Source organism: Micromonospora sp. WMMC273, assembly GCF_027460285.1.
Classification (GTDB): domain Bacteria; phylum Actinomycetota; class Actinomycetes; order Mycobacteriales; family Micromonosporaceae; genus Micromonospora; species Micromonospora aurantiaca.
This window is the reverse complement of the sequence record NZ_JAPZBE010000001.1, coordinates 952850-967899: the sequence shown is the minus strand read 5'-3', so window position 1 is coordinate 967899 and position 15050 is coordinate 952850. Positions and strand designations below refer to the sequence as shown.

The 15050-nt window shown below is 72.9% G+C and carries 13 protein-coding genes; 6 read left to right on the top strand and 7 right to left on the bottom strand.

Annotated elements, in window-relative coordinates:
• Positions 1–192: 192 nt before the first annotated feature.
• From O7611_RS04685 to O7611_RS04670, 4 genes are all read left to right on the top strand, one after another.
• Positions 193–753: a peroxiredoxin gene (locus O7611_RS04685; protein ID WP_069087635.1), complete on the top strand. Its 561-nt coding sequence runs from the start codon at positions 193–195 to the stop codon at positions 751–753.
• Positions 754–755: 2 nt separating this feature from the next.
• Positions 756–1286 carry a carboxymuconolactone decarboxylase family protein gene (locus tag O7611_RS04680; protein ID WP_194799660.1) on the top strand — a complete coding sequence of 177 codons (531 nt, stop codon included), beginning with the start codon at positions 756–758 and terminating at the stop codon, positions 1284–1286.
• A 191-nt stretch (positions 1287–1477) separates the two neighbouring features.
• Positions 1478–1942 (top strand): PRC-barrel domain containing protein, encoded by a 465-nt coding sequence (locus O7611_RS04675; RefSeq protein WP_194799659.1) that lies wholly within the window; start codon positions 1478–1480, stop codon positions 1940–1942.
• 51 nt (positions 1943–1993) lie between these two features.
• On the top strand, positions 1994–2734 hold the full coding sequence (locus O7611_RS04670; RefSeq protein WP_269696274.1) for a tyrosine-protein phosphatase: 741 nt from the start codon (positions 1994–1996) through the stop codon (positions 2732–2734).
• Positions 2735–2784: 50 nt separating this feature from the next.
• On the opposite strand, the gene O7611_RS04665 is transcribed toward O7611_RS04670, so the two are convergent.
• Positions 2785–3879 carry a branched-chain amino acid aminotransferase gene (locus O7611_RS04665; protein ID WP_194799657.1) on the bottom strand — a complete coding sequence of 365 codons (1095 nt, stop codon included), beginning with the start codon at positions 3877–3879 and terminating at the stop codon, positions 2785–2787.
• Between the two features lie 189 nt (positions 3880–4068).
• The gene (locus O7611_RS04660) at positions 4069–5100 is read right to left on the bottom strand and encodes a 3-isopropylmalate dehydrogenase (RefSeq protein WP_194799656.1); all 1032 of its coding nucleotides are present in this window, start codon (positions 5098–5100) and stop codon (positions 4069–4071) included.
• 219 nt (positions 5101–5319) lie between these two features.
• On the opposite strand from O7611_RS04660, the gene O7611_RS04655 reads away from it, so the two are divergent.
• Together O7611_RS04655 and O7611_RS04650 are read left to right on the top strand one after the other, a co-directional pair.
• Positions 5320–6192, top strand: a complete 873-nt coding sequence (locus O7611_RS04655; protein ID WP_194799655.1) for an FAD:protein FMN transferase — start codon at positions 5320–5322, stop codon at positions 6190–6192.
• Between the two features lie 310 nt (positions 6193–6502).
• Positions 6503–6856, top strand: a complete 354-nt coding sequence (locus tag O7611_RS04650; RefSeq protein WP_269696273.1) for a hypothetical protein — start codon at positions 6503–6505, stop codon at positions 6854–6856.
• A 61-nt stretch (positions 6857–6917) separates the two neighbouring features.
• On the opposite strand, the gene serA is transcribed toward O7611_RS04650, so the two are convergent.
• From serA to O7611_RS04625, 5 genes are all read right to left on the bottom strand, one after another.
• The gene (gene serA / locus O7611_RS04645; protein ID WP_120571297.1) at positions 6918–8516 is read right to left on the bottom strand and encodes a phosphoglycerate dehydrogenase; all 1599 of its coding nucleotides are present in this window, start codon (positions 8514–8516) and stop codon (positions 6918–6920) included.
• Between the two features lie 316 nt (positions 8517–8832).
• Positions 8833–9846 (bottom strand): ketol-acid reductoisomerase, encoded by a 1014-nt coding sequence (ilvC, locus tag O7611_RS04640; protein WP_194799653.1) that lies wholly within the window; start codon positions 9844–9846, stop codon positions 8833–8835.
• Between the two features lie 58 nt (positions 9847–9904).
• On the bottom strand, positions 9905–10420 hold the full coding sequence (ilvN, locus tag O7611_RS04635; protein ID WP_013284504.1) for an acetolactate synthase small subunit: 516 nt from the start codon (positions 10418–10420) through the stop codon (positions 9905–9907).
• Entirely contained in the window at positions 10421–12316 is a 1896-nt protein-coding gene (locus O7611_RS04630; protein WP_194799652.1) for an acetolactate synthase large subunit, read from the bottom strand.
• Positions 12317–12496: 180 nt separating this feature from the next.
• Positions 12497–14944 (bottom strand): putative bifunctional diguanylate cyclase/phosphodiesterase, encoded by a 2448-nt coding sequence (locus O7611_RS04625; protein WP_194799651.1) that lies wholly within the window; start codon positions 14942–14944, stop codon positions 12497–12499.
• Positions 14945–15050: the final 106 nt, after the last annotated feature.

The window sequence follows — 15050 nt, the reverse complement described above, 5'->3', positions numbered from 1 at the left end:
ACGACCCGTACTCTGCCACCCCGCCCACGGTTTTGGGAGGCGAAACCCATATTCCGGGACGACGACCGCCCTGGTGATCGCCTTCACACCGGACCACCGCCCACCACGAGCACAAACGGGGCTGCGGAAGAATCTTGAACTGATCCAGTTACTGGCCCGGCGGTGCTGCCGAGCCACGCTCAAGGAGGACCCGTGCTCACTGTCGGTGACCACTTCCCCGAGTACGAACTCACCGCCTGCGTGTCGCTCGACGCCGACAAGGCGTTCGAGACGATCAACCACAAGTCCCACGAGGGCCAGTGGCGCGTCGTGTTCTTCTGGCCGAAGGACTTCACCTTCGTCTGCCCCACCGAGATCGCCGAGTTCGGCCGTCTCAACGGCGAGTTCGCGGACCGGGACGCCCAGGTGCTCGGCGTCTCCGTCGACAACGAGTTCGTCCACTACGCCTGGCGCAAGGACCACCCGGACCTGCGCGAGCTGCCCTTCCCGATGCTCAGCGACATCAAGCGCGAGCTGACCTCCGCCTGCGGCGTGCTCGGCGCCGACGGTGTCGCGCAGCGGGCCACCTTCATCGTGGACCCGAACAACGAGATCCAGTTCGTCATGGTGACCGCCGGTTCGGTCGGCCGCAACGTCTCCGAGGTGCTGCGGGTGCTCGACGCGCTCCAGACCGACGAGCTGTGCCCGTGCAACTGGAACAAGGGCGCGGCGACGCTCGACGCCAACGCGCTCCTCGCCGGCGCCGGGGCCTGACCGTGGGTCTCGACGCGATCAAGGCGGGCCTGCCGGAGTACGCCAAGGACATCCGGCTCAACCTCGGTTCCACCATCACCACCTCGACGCTGAAGCCGGATCAGGCGTGGGGCACCGCCCTGGCCTGCGCGGTGGCGGCCCGGAACCCGTTGGTGCTGCGGGAGATCGCCGCCGAGGCGGCCGGTCACCTCACGCCCGAGGCGGTCGCGGCGGCCAAGGGCGCGGCGGCGGTCATGGCGATGAACAACGTCTACTACCGGGCCAAGCACCTGATCGGCGACGAGCAGTACGCGTCGCTGCCGGCCCGGCTGCGGATGCAGATCATCGCCCGGCCCGGCGTGGAGAAGGCCGACTTCGAGCTGTGGTGCCTCGCCGTCTCGGCGATCACCGGCTGCGGCGTCTGCCTGGAGTCGCACGAGAAGACGCTGCGGGCCGCCGGGTTCAGCCGTGAGCAGGTGCACGAGGGGCTGCGCATCGCCGCCGTCGTACACGCCGCCGCGGTGACCCTGGACGCGGAGGCCGCACTGGCCTGATCCACCGGCCCGCACGTGCCAGACCGGCACCGCGCGGGCCGACGACCCGAGAGGCCGGCGTCACCACCGTGGCGCCGGCCCCTCGGCGTCGGCGGGCCGGCCTCGGCGGGTTGGTGCCCGGACAGGGTGGGTAACCCTCCCGACTGACGACGGCGCCGCGACGGCCGCGGCCCTGGGACGGGAGGCGGCACATGGACGGACTGGACCCGCGCGCCACGCACGGCGGCACCGAGCCGATCCTCGACGACGGCCGGGGCACGGTCGCCGGGGGCGCCCCGGCGGGTGCCTTCGACCCGTGGCGCTACCGCGACGAGGCGGGTGTGGCGAGCGCCGACCTGACCGGCTACAAGGTCGAGGCCACCGACGGTGCCATCGGCAAGATCGACCGGGCGAGCCACGAGGTGGACGACAGCTACCTGGTCGTGGACACCGGGCCGTGGATCTTCGGCAAGAAGGTGATGCTCCCGGCCGGGACCGTGAACCACGTCGACCACGACGCCCGCACCGTGCACGTCGACCGGGAGAAGGACCAGATCAAGGCCGCCCCGGAGTACGACGAGGCCAGCCACGCCGACCCCGGCTACCGGGACCGGCTTGGCGGCTACTACGGCGAGAGCCACTCGGCGCTGCCGCCGGACGTACCGCCGCGCGCCTGACACCTCGGCGACGGCCGGCGGGGACGGACGAACGCCCCGCCGGCCGTTACCGTGTCGGATGTGGACGCCCCGCAGAGCCCCTTCCCCACCCTGTTCAACTTCCGCGACGTCGGCGGATACGCCGCTCGGGACGGGCGCATGGTCCGCCGCGGCCGGCTCTACCGCTCCGACTCGCTGCACCGCATCGACGAGACCGACCGGAGCGCGTTCACCGCGCTCGGCATCCGCACCGTCATCGACCTGCGCCGGCCGTCCGAGGTGGAACGCGACGGGCGGGTGCCCGACTACGACGGGCTGACCTACCGGCACATCCACCCCGAGCACGCCGACTGGGGCGCGAACCGGTTCGACGCCTCCGGCGTCAGCCTGGCCCGCTACCTGGCCGACCGGTACGCCGATCTGGCGCGTACCGGCACCGCCGGGCTCGGCGAGGCGGTCGGGTTGATCGCGGACAGCGCCAACGCCCCGGTGGTGGTGCACTGCGTCGCCGGGAAGGACCGCACCGGCATCGTCTGCGCGCTCACGCTCTCCGTGCTCGGGGTGCCCGACGAGGACGTGGTAGCCGACTACGCGCTCAGCACCGCCGCGTCGCGGCGCTTCACCGCGTGGGTCCGGGCCACGCTGCCGGACGCGGAGGAACCACCGCCGCCGTTCCTGGAGTCACCGGCCGAGACGATGGAGCTGTTCCTCACCGAGTTGCGCACCGGCTACGGCTCGGTCGAGGGCTACCTGACCCACGCGGGCGTCACCGAGGCGCAGCTGGATTCCCTGCGCACCCACCTGCTGGACTGACGCCGCCGCGGTGAGCAGGGAGCGGAATCCCTGCTCACCGCGAAGGGCCGTCAGAGGACCCGGGTGACCCAGCCGTGCGGGTCGGCGGCGCGGCCGCGCTGGATGTCGACGAGCTTCTGCCGCAACGCCATCGTGGCCCGGCCCGGCTCGCCGCCGCCGATGAGGAACTCGCCGTCGGGGAAGCGCACGCCGCCGATCGGGGTGATCACGGCGGCGGTGCCGCAGGCGAACACCTCGCGCAGCCGGCCACTCGCCGCGTCGGCCCGCCAGTCGTCGAAACTGACCGGCGCCTCCCGCACCTCGTGCCCGGCCTCGGCGGCCAGCGCGAGGATCGCGTCGCGGGTGATGCCCGGCAGGATCGTGCCGCCCAGCGGCGGGGTGACGATGCTGCCGTCGTCGTAGACGAAGAAGACGTTCATGCCGCCCAGTTCGTCGACGTACCGCCGTTCGACCGCGTCCAGGAAGACCACCTGGTCGCAGCCGGCCTCGATCGCCTCGGCCTGCGCGGCGAGCGAGGCGGCGTAGTTGCCGCCACACTTGGCCGCGCCGGTACCGCCGGGCGCGGCCCGGGTGTAGTCCGGCGAGACCCAGACCGTCACCGGCTTCACGCCACCGGCGAAGTACGCCCCGGCCGGCGAGGCGATCACGCAGTAGAGGTACTCGTTGGCCGGGCGGACGCCGAGGAAGACCTCGCTGGCGAACATGAACGGCCGCAGGTAGAGGCTGGCGTCCTCGTGCTCCGGGATCCACGCCTGGTCGATCTCGACCAGCCGGCGCAGCGACTCCACGAACGTCGCCTCCGGCAGCTCCGGCATGGCCAGCCGGCGGGCCGACGCGGCGAACCGGGCCGCGTTGGCCTCGGGACGGAACATCGTCACCGCGTCACCGGTTCGGTACGCCTTCAGCCCCTCGAAGATCTCCTGCGCGTAGTGCAGTACGGCCGCGGCCGGGTCCATCGGGATCGGCGCCCGCGCCTCCAGGCGGGCGTCGTACCAGCCCTTGCCCTCGGCGTAGCGGATCGTGACCATGTGATCGGTGAAGACCCGGCCGAAGCCGGGGTTCGCCAGCAGGGCGGCCCGGTCGGCGGCGGATACCGGCGCGGGATTCGGACGGATCTCGAAATCGAGCATGTCACCACCGCTCATCGCGCTGACCTCCCTGCGGGTTGACGGCATGCGGGATCGCACGCCGACGTCACTGGTGCCAGAAAACTTACCCCGAACGGTCGTTCAGCGGATAGCTCCGCCCCGGCGGAGACGACGCGCCGGACGGTCGGGGTGGCCCGGTGACGGGTCTGGCGGCCCGGTACCGGGCCGCCAGCAGGGTCGGCCCGGTCAGGCTACGGCGTACGCGGCGAGCCGGTCGCCGACCTCCTCGGTACGCAGCGGCGTCCCCGGCGTACGCGCGGCCAACTCGGCGCCGACCGCGGCGGTGACCCGGGCGGCGGCGTCGGGGTGGCCGAGCTGGTCGAGCAGCAGCGCGGCGGACAGCACCGCGGCGACCGGGTCGGCGACGCCCTGGCCGGCGATGTCCGGCGCCGAGCCGTGCACCGGCTCGAACATCGACGGGTAGCGCCCCTCGGGGTTGATGCAGCCGCTGGCCGCGAGCCCGATTCCACCGGTCACGGCGGCGGCGATGTCGGTGAGGATGTCGCCGAACAGGTTGTCCGTGACCACCACGTCGTACCGCGCCGGGTTCGTCACCAGGAACATCGCGGCGGCGTCGATGTGCTGGTACTCGGTGGTCACGTCCGGGTGCTCGGCGGCCACCGCGGCGAACGCGCGCGCCCACAGCGACCCGGCGTGGGTGAGCACGTTCGTCTTGTGCACGAGCGTGACCTTGCGCCGCTCCCGGCGGCCGGCCCGGGCGAACGCGTCCCGGATCACCCGCTCGACGCCGTGCCGGGTGTTCAGGCTCTCCTCGGTGGCCACCTCGGCCGGGGTGTCCCGGTGCAGCGCGCCGCCGGCGCCCGCGTACAGCCCCTCGGTGCCCTCGCGGACCACCACGAGGTCGACCTCGCCGGGCTTGACCGCGGCCAGCGGACCGGCCACGCCGGGCCAGAGCCGGGACGGGCGCAGGTTGACGTACTGGTCGAAGGCGAACCGGAGCTTGAGCAGCAGACCGCGCTCCAGCACTCCCGGCGGCACGGTGGGGTCGCCCACCGCGCCGAGCAGGATGGCGTCGTGGCCGGCCAGCTCGTCGAGGACGGAGTCGGGCAGCACCTCGCCGGTGCGGTGGTAACGTGCCGCGCCGAGGTCGTACTCGGTGGCCTCGATCCCGGGCACCACCGCGTCGAGGACCTTGCGGGCCTGCGCGACCACCTCGGGTCCGATGCCGTCGCCGGCCACCACCGCGATGTGTGCCACCTGGCGCTCCTCGTCTCGTCGTTAGGCGCAACCGTACGTCGCCGTCCCGGCCCCCGGTACGAATCTTCCATCATCCGGGACGGCGAATCACAGGAGGCTCCCAGCCGGCACTCATGCTGCGGTCATCTCCACTGCTTAGGGTCGGATTCACCGGGTCGACGGGGGCCCGGAATCCGGCACCGCCGCGACGCGGCGGCGACCACCGAGGGGGCAGGTGTCATGCGGATCGAGCACCGGCGGGCCCACTGGGCGGACGAACAACCACGTACCCGCTGGGTCGACCAGTCCGCGTTCCGCCCGCTCCGGCCGGACCTGCACCTGGGTGCCACGAAGCACCGTGTCGAGCGGGCCGGCACCTCCGCGTCCGGGCGGATCAGCGTCCGGCACACCGTCACCACCTCGACCGCCGACTACACCATGCTGCTCAACGCGCCGGAGTGGTTCGGCCACCGGGCGGTGAGCGAGGCGCTGCGCGACGCCGTCGCCGAGCTGCGCGCCGTCGACCTCACCTACGGCCCGAACCGGCCGGACAGCCTCGTCTCCCGGCTGCGCCGCGACGAGATCAGCCCCGACTCGTACCCCCCGCTGGCCGACCTGATCGACCTCTGCGCCGCGATGCGGGCGGCCACCGACGGCTGGTTCGACGCCTGGGCCGTGCCCGGCGGCTTCGACCCGGGCGGCCTGCTCGGCGGCTGGGCGGTGGAGCGGGCCGCGGCGCGGTTGCGCGCCGCCGGCATCCACGACTACGCCGTGCTCAGCGGCGCCGACCTGACGGTACGCGGACACGCCGCCCACGGCGGACCGTGGCGCGTCGCCGTGCACCACCCGACGGACACCCGCCGGACACCTGTCGTGATGGAGATGACGACGGGCGCGGTCGGCACCTCGGGCGTCACCGGTCGGCGCGGGCACGTCGTCGACCCGCACACCGGCGAGCCGACCGACCGGCTGGTGGCCGCCACCGTGTTCGGCCCGAACCTCGCAGTCGCCGACGCCTACGCCACCGCCCTGTACGCCGCCGGACCGGCCGGGCTGGCCTGGTTCCGTCACGACTCGGACTACCGGCCGCTGTTCGCGCACCACCGGCGCTGATCTGCGCTCGGCGGGGGAGCGCGATCGGCCCCCACGGTCTCGGCAACGACCGTGAGGGCCGGTCAGCGACGAGTGCGCGTGGCTCGCGCAATCGAGGGGTGCGGGCCGAGGGGCCGGGCGCCCGACCACGCCACCCGAAGACGGGCCGGGGATCGACTCAGCGGAAACCGCATCGGTACGCTAGCGAATCGACGCAACTCGAGGCAAGAGTCTCCACAGCGGACGCCCGGTGAACGATGTCGGCAATCAGCGGTGAACGCCCGGTGGGGCAGAGGTGACGGGCCGGGCGCGGGATGGCACGCTGTCCGCCGTGAGTTTCGATCTGAGCGTGTGGGCCCTGCCGGACGGGGCGACACCGGAGCAGGTGCGGGCGGCGGTGCAGCAGTGCCGCGAGGGCTGGCACGGCAAGCAGCAACCCGACCCGAGGCTGGTCGCCTTTTACCGGACGATCACGGCGAGCTACCCCGACGGTCCGACCCGGCCGGGTACGCCCTGGGAGGCGCCGCTGCACACGGCCGCCGACCACATCGAGATGAACCTGAACCCGAACTGCCCGGACCAGGTCCTGCTGGACATCGAACGGCTGGCCGGCGAACACGACCTGATGCTCTTCGACGCGCAGGACGGCTCGGTCTACCCGCCACCGGCCCGCGTGCGTTCCTGACCGGCCGGGACGACGAAGGGCCCGGCCGCATCCGGCCGGGCCCCGATGTGTCCTGTTCGGACTACACGTCGCGCAGGTCGGCCGCGCTGGCCGCGACCGCGCCGATCGAGTCGGCGGCGGAGGTGAGCAGGTCGGCGCCGAGCGCCTGGTCGACGGTGAGCGTCATCAGCGTCTCGCCACCGGCCTCGCGGCGGGCGACCTGCATGGCGGCGATGTTGACGCCGGCCTCGCCGAGCAGCGTGCCGACGGTGCCGACCACGCCGGGCCGGTCGGCGTAGCGCAGGAAGACCAGGATGCCCTCCGCACCGATCTCCACGTCGAAACCGTCCACCTCGGTCAGCTTGAACACGTCGCGGGTGCCGGTGTGCGCCACGGTGCCGGAGACGCGGACGGTACGCCCGTCCGGCAGCGCCCCGCGTACGGTCACCAGGTTCGGGTGGTCGACGGTCTCGCCCGGCGTGGCCAGCGTGACCTCGACGCCCCGCTCGGCGGCCAGGTGCGGCGCGTTGACGTAGGTGACCTGCTCCTCCACCACGGAGCTGAACAGGCCCTTGGTCGCGGCGAGCTTGAGCACCGACACGTCGTGGGCGGCGATCTCGCCGCGCACCTCGACGGTGACGCTGGCGGCCACCCCGCCGGCCAGGGCGGTGAACGCCCGGCCCAGCCGCTCGGCCAGCGGCAGCAGCGGGCGGACGTCCTCGGCGACCACGCCGCCGGCCTGCACGTTCACCGCGTCCGGGACGAACTCGCCCTGGAGCGCGAGCTTGACGCTCTTGGCCACCGCGAGACCGGCCTTGTCCTGCGCCTCGTTCGTGGAGGCGCCCAGGTGCGGGGTGGCCACCACGTTGTCGAAGGCGAACAGCGGCGAGGAGGTGCACGGCTCCTTGGCGTACACGTCGACACCGGCGCCGGCGACCCGGCCCTCCGCGATCGCGTCGGCGAGCGCCTGCTCGTCGACCAGGCCGCCGCGGGCGGCGTTGACGATCCGGACGCCCGGCTTGACGATCGCCAGCTCCTTCTCGCCGATCAGGCCGACCGTCTCCGGCGTCTTCGGCAGGTGGATCGAGATGAAGTCGCTCTCCCGCAGCAGCTCCTCCAGCCCGACCAGGCGGACGCCGAGCTGGGCGGCGCGGGCCGGCTGGATGTACGGGTCGTACGCGATCAGCCGGGTGCCGAACGCGGCGATACGCTGCGCGAAGAGCACGCCGATGCGGCCGAGACCGACCACGCCCACGGTCTTGCCCTGGATCTCGACGCCGGTGTACTTGGACCGCTTCCACTCCCCCGCCTTGAGCGCGGCACTGGCGCTGGCGGTGTTGCGGGCGACCGCGAGCAGCAGCGCGACGGCCTGCTCGGCGGCGGAGACGATGTTCGAGGTGGGCGCGTTGACGACCATGACGCCCCGGGCGGTGGCGGCCGGCACCTCGACGTTGTCCAGGCCGACGCCGGCCCGGGCGACCACCTTCAGCCGCGGCGCGGCGGCGATCGCCTCGGCGTCGATCTGGGTGGCGCTGCGTACGATCACCGCGTCGGCCTCGGAGAGGGCGGAGAGCAGAGCGGGGCGGTCGGTGCCGTCCACGTGGCGCACGTCGAAGTCGTGCGCGAGCACCTCGATGGCGGCGGGGGCGAGTTCTTCGGCGATCAGTACGACAGGATTCATCGGTCCTCGTAGACGCTCGGTAATGGTTCGGCCTGGGGCGCGGGGACGCCGCGCTGCGCCCTGCGCCGATCCGTGCCACGGCCGTCGGGTGCGCTCGGGCACCACACCAAGGATGGTAGGTGCCTGCCCGCTCTCCGGGTCCCGGACTGCGGGGTGAGCGCCCTCACACAGGTCCGTCGCACGCCTGTCATCCCCTGTTCACCGGGGGCGGTGCGGGACGAGGCGTTACTCACCGTGTCCCAGCACGTGAACGAACGGCGGCCCGCGGCCCGACGCCGGGGAGAGCGTCGGGTCGCGGGCCGCACGTGGGGAGGGTTCAGGCGGTCTCGGTGATCGGCCGGTCGACCCAGCTCATCATGCCGCGCAGCTTCCGCCCGGTCTCCTCGATCGGGTGCGCCGCGCCCTCGGCCTGCCACTTGGCGAAGTTCGGCCGGCCGGCCTCGTCCTCGGCCACCCACTCGCGGGCGAACTCGCCGGACTGGATCTCGCCGAGGATCTTGCGCATCTCGTCCTTGACCCGGGAGTCGATGACGCGCGGGCCGCGGGACAGGTCGCCGTACTCGGCGGTGTCGGAGATGCTGTAGCGCATCCGGGCGATGCCGCCCTCGTACATCAGGTCGACGATCAGCTTCAGCTCGTGCAGGCACTCGAAGTAGGCCACCTCGGGCGCGTAACCGGCCTCGGTGAGCACCTCGAAACCGGTCTGCACCAGCGCCGCCGCGCCACCGCACAGCACCGCCTGCTCGCCGAACAGGTCGGTCTCGGTCTCCTCGGTGAACGTGGTCCGGATCGCGCCGGCCCGGGTGCCGCCGATCGCCTTCGCGTACGCCAGGGCCAAGCCGAACGCGTTGCCGCTGGCGTCCTGCTCGACCGCGACCAGGCAGGGCACGCCCTTGCCGTCGACGTACTGGCGGCGGACCAGGTGACCGGGGCCCTTCGGGGCGACCATCGCCACGTCCACGTCGGCCGGGGGCTTGATCAGGCCGTACCGGATGTTGAAGCCGTGCCCGAAGAACAGCGCCTTGCCCGCGGCCAGGTTCGGCGCGATGGCCTCGGCGTAGATGTGCCGCTGGGCGGTGTCCGGCGCCAGGATCATGATCACGTCGGCCTCGGCGGCCGCCTCGGCGGGCGTGAGCACCCGCAGGCCCTGCTCCTCGGCCTTCGGCCGGCTCTTCGACCCGGCGGGCAGGCCGATCACCACGTCGACGCCGGAGTCGCGCAGCGACAGCGCGTGCGCGTGGCCCTGGCTGCCGTACCCGATCACGGCGACCTTGCGGCCCTGGATCAGGCCCAGGTCGGCGTCGTCGTCGTAGAACACCTCAACGCTCATTGACTTCCCTTTCGTACGGCGGTGCCCGTCGGCCCGTCGAAAAACTTGTGGGTACGGATCAGGCGGCGCGCAGGGCCGGGCCGGCGGTGATGGCCCGCGAACCCCGCCCGATCGCCACGGTGCCGGACTGGACCATCTCCTTGATGCCGAACGGCTCCAGGTCGCGCAGCAGCGCGTCGAGCTTGTCCGGCGTGCCGGTCGCCTCGATGGTCAGCGTGTCCGGCGCGACGTCGACCACCCGGGCGCGGAACAGGCCGACCGTCTCCAGCACCTGGGCGCGGGCCGCGCGGTCCGCGCGGACCTTGACCAGCAGCAGCTCCCGCGCCACCGACACCTGCGGGTCCAGCTCCACGATCTTGAGGACGTTCACCAGCTTGTTGAGCTGCTTGGTCACCTGCTCCAGCGGCGAGGACTCGGCGTTGACCACGATGGTGATGCGGGAGACGTCCGGGTTCTCGGTCTCGCCGACGGCGAGGCTGTCGATGTTGAACCCGCGCCGGGAGAACAGCCCGGAGACCCGGGCCAGGACACCCGGCTTGTTCTCCACCAGCACGGACAGCGTGTGCATAGTCATCTAGAGTTCGTCCTCGTCGAACGCGGGGCGCACACCCCTGGCGAACATGATCTCGTCATTGCTGGTGCCGGCGGCGACCATCGGCCAGACCATCGCGTCCTTGCCGACCACGAAGTCGATGACCACCGGCGCGTCGTTGATCGCCATGGCCGCCTCGATGGTCTTGTCCACGTCGGCCGCGTTCTCGCAGCGCAGGCCGACGCAGCCGAGCGCCTCGGCGAGCTTGACGAAGTCCGGGATGCGGTGCTTGTGGGTGCCCAGCTCGGTGTTGGAGTAGCGCTCCCCGTAGAACAGGGTCTGCCACTGCCGCACCATGCCCAGGTTGCCGTTGTTGATCACGGCGACCTTGATCGGGATGCCCTCCAGCGCGCAGGTGGCCAGCTCCTGGTTGGTCATCTGGAAGCAGCCGTCGCCGTCGACCGCCCACACCGTGGTGTCCGGCTTGCCGACCTTGGCGCCCATCGCGGCCGGGACGGCGTAGCCCATCGTGCCCAGGCCACCGGAGTTGAGCCAGGTGTGCGGCTTCTCGTACGAGATGAACTGGCTGGCCCACATCTGGTGCTGGCCGACGCCCGCCACGTAGACCGCGTCCGGGCCGGCGATCTCGCCCAGCCGCTTGATCACGTACTGCGGGGAGAGCGTGCCGTCGGCCGGCTCCTCGAAGCCCAGCGGGTACCGCTCGCGCAGGTCGTCGAGCTGGGCCCACCAGCCGGTCAGGTCGGCCGGCGGGTGGGCGGCCTGCTCGGCGGTGACGGCGGCGATCAGCTCGTCGATCACGTGCCGCGCGTCGCCCACGATCGGGACGTCCGCGTGCCGGTTCTTGCCGATCTCGGCCGGGTCGATGTCGGCGTGCACGACTGTCGCGTCCGGCGCGAACGAGTCCAGCTTGCCGGTCACCCGGTCGTCGAAGCGGGCGCCCAGCGCCACGATCAGGTCGGCCTTCTGCAGGCCGTAGACCGCGGCGACGGTGCCGTGCATGCCGGGCATGCCCAGGTGCTGGCGGTGCGAGTCGGGGAACGCGCCCAGTGCCATCAGCGTGGTGACCACCGGGATGCCGGTCTGCTCGGCCAGCTTGCGCAGCCCCTCGGTGGCGCCGGCCTTGAGCACGCCGCCGCCGACGTAGAGGACCGGACGGCGGGCGCCGGTCATCAGCCGGGCCGCCTCCCGGATCTGCTTGCCGTGCGGGTGCAGCGTGGGCCGGTAGCCGGGCAGGTCGAGCGTCGGCGGCCAGGAGAAGGTCGCCGGCGCCTGGAGCACGTCCTTGGGGATGTCGACGAGCACCGGGCCCGGGCGGCCGGTCGCGGCCAGGTGGAACGCCTCGGCCAGCACGCGGGGGATCTCGTCGGCGGTCTGCACCAGGAAGTTGTGCTTCGTGATGGGCAGCGTGATGCCCTGGATGTCCGCCTCCTGGAAGGCGTCGGTGCCGATCGACGGCCGGGCCACCTGGCCGGTGATCGCCACCATCGGGACCGAGTCCATGTACGCGTCCGCGATCGGGGTCACCAGGTTCGTCGCGCCCGGGCCGGAGGTGGCGATGCACACGCCGACCCGGCCGGTGGCCTGCGCGTAACCGGTGGCCGCGTGCCCGGCGCCCTGCTCGTGGCGGACCAGGATGTGCCGGACCGTGGAGTCGTAGAGCGGGTCGTAGGCGGGCAGGATCGCGCCGCCCGGAATGCCGAAGACCACGTCGACGCCGAGCGCCTCCAGCGACCGCACGAGCGAACCGGCGCCCGAGACCTGCGCGGTGGCGGGCTCCCGTACGGGCGTCTCGGTGGTGGCGGCCGCCGGGACGGTACGGCCGGGGCGGGCGGCGGGGTCGGAGTCACCGGCCGCGCCGGTGCCGGAGCGGGCACGGCGGGCGGAGTGGGCGAGGGTCTCTGGCGTGGGTCTCGTCATGGCGGTTCAAGCCTTCGGAAGTGAGTGGGTGACGCGCTTCTCAGGATGGGACGGCGAGGTCCCGGCGATGGTCCGACGGCAACAAAAAAGCCCACGTGCAGGATGCACGGGGCCAGCGCACTCTCGGTGGGAGAGTGCGCTCAGGTAAGTACTCGCGGCGACCGGTTCGACGACATGCGGCTAAGCCTGACGCATCTCACGCGATGAGTCAACTGATCCCACATTTTGGTTCACGGACGTGGGCGTGTCGGTCACCGGCACCCCCTCCGCGACCGGTGCCACCTGCGAAGATCCCTCCATCGGGGGACGCTGCGCGGGCACCGCGGCGGGCGGATTGTTGCGCAGCCTCGGCAGCAGCGGCGACGGGGCGCGGGCCGGCGCGGGCGGCGGCGCCGGCGGCATCGCGGTGTGCCGGTTGCCCGGCGCGGTGGCCGCCTCCAGCATCGCCTCCAGGTGCTCGGCCGGTACGCCCCAGCCGAACAGCGCGCCCTGGCCGAACCGGCACCCGGCGGCCACCACCGCGGCCAGCTCGGTCGGGTTGGTGACGCCCTCGGCGATCACCTCCAGCCCGAGCTGGTGACCCAGGCGCATGACGATGTCGACCATCGGGGCGAACGCCGGGCCGTCCCGCCCGACCGGCCGGACCGGCTCGTGCTCGGCGACCAGACTGTGGTCGATCTTCAGGATGTCGATCGGCAGGCGCCGGAGCTGGCCGAGCGACGAGTAGCCGGCGCCGAAGTCGTCCAGCGCGATCCGCACCCCGGTCAGCCGCAGCGCGGTGAGCCGCCGGATCAGCTCGTCCAGGTCGGTGGCGACCGCGTGCTCGGTCACCTCCAGCACCAGCCGCTGCGGCGGCACGTGGTGCGCGCGCAGCGCGTCGGCGACCTGGACCACGTACTCCGGGGCGTGCAGCTCGCGCGGCGACACGTTCACCGACACCCAGACGTCGTGCCCGTCGGCCAGCCAGCGGGAGAGCTGGAAGCAGGCCTGGTGCAGCACCCACGCGCCGAGCTTGGCGATCATCCCGCACTCCTCGGCGAGCGGGATGAACTCGTCCGGCCGGACGTTGCCCAGCTCCGGGTGCCGCCAGCGCAGCAGCGCCTCCGCGCCGACCGGCCGCACCGACGGCAGCGAGGCCACCGGCTGGAAGACCAGCCGCAGCTCGTCGCGCTCGATCGCACCGCGCAGCTCGTGCTCCATCCGGGTACGCCGGCTCAGCAACTGGTCGTACGTGGCGTCGTAGCGCTCGATCCGGTTCTTGCCCCGCTGCTTGGCGTAGCGCAGCGCCAGGTCGGCGTTGCGCAGCAGCAGCTCGACGTCCTGCTCCCGCTGCCCGGCGGCCACCCCGATGCTCACCGACAGGAAGACCGGCCCGTCCCCCTGCTCGTACGGGCGGCCGAGGACCCCGAGCAGGCGGTCGGCGACCGGGCCGGGGTCGGCCGAACCGTGCATCAGCACCGCGAACTCGTCACCGCCGAGCCGGGCGGCCAGATCACCCGGGCGCAGGTTGCCCCGCAGCCGCCGTCCCACCTCGATCAGCACCGCGTCGCCGACGTCGTGCCCGCGCATGTCGTTGACGTTCTTGAAGCCGTCGAGGTCGAGCCCGAGCAACACGCACGGCATGCCCGCCTCGGCACTGCGGTGCAGGGCGCGCAGCAGCCCGCGCCGGTTCGCCAGCCCGGTCAGCGGGTCGGTGTGCGCCAGCTCGCGGAAGTGCGCCTCGCGCTCGGCGAGCCGGATCGCGTAGCCGCGGACGTCGTTCAGGGCCAGATATTGCCGGGTCACCAGGGCGAACCCCTCGACCGTGCCGGCCACGATCGCATACCCGTCGAACCCGCCGCCCTGCACCAGGTGGTACATCGCGGAGGCGGCCATCGCGAACATGGGCACGAAGGCGTACTCGCCGTCGCGGCGGATGAAGTCGACGTCGAGCTGCGTCAGGTCGGCGCGGCGCCCGGCCACGGCGGTGGCCAGCAGCCCGGCGGCGGTCAGCACCGCGCCGGTGAGCACCATGCCCGGGCCGGCCTGGCAGAGCCCGGCGGACACGGCCAGCCCGCCGGCCGTCACCGCTGTCGCGCCGGCCGCGAGCAGCGTGAGCCACCCGCGCGGCGGCGCGACCCGCAGCACGACGATCACGGTGAGCCCGGTGGTGAGCGCCGCGCTGACCGTCGCCAGCACGATCGGCAGGCAGGCGACCGGGGTGGCGTCGCCGAGCAGCCGGGTCGGCTCGCTGATCGCCACCCAGCCGACGAACCAGAGCGCACTGCCCATGATCAGGCCGTCGAGCAGCAGCCGGGCGGTGGCCGCCCGGGACGCGGCCGCGCCGGGCAGCCGCAGCACGGCGGCGCCGAGACCGAGCGCGGCGAGCGTCGTGCCGACGGCGACCAGGATCGCCCAACCGGTCCGCTGGCCCTGCCGGTGCGCCCAGTGGTCACCGGCGGCCAGCAGACCGCCGAGGCCGACCAGGAGGCTGAACAGGGCGGCCCCGGCGGCGACCGCGAGCAGCAGGTGAGCCGGCCGGCGGGGGCCGGTGCGGCGCCGCACCGAGGCGGCGAGCAGCACGGCGGCGCCGGCCGCGGCGATCCCGCTCAACACCGCGACGGTGACCATCCCCGGGGACGACTGCACGCGTCAACTCTGCCGGATGAGCGCCTCCCGTGGGGCACCGGGTGTGCAACTGTTGGGACACAGGGTGCGTGCGGCGGGGTCGCCGCGCGGATGGTGTCAGACTGGT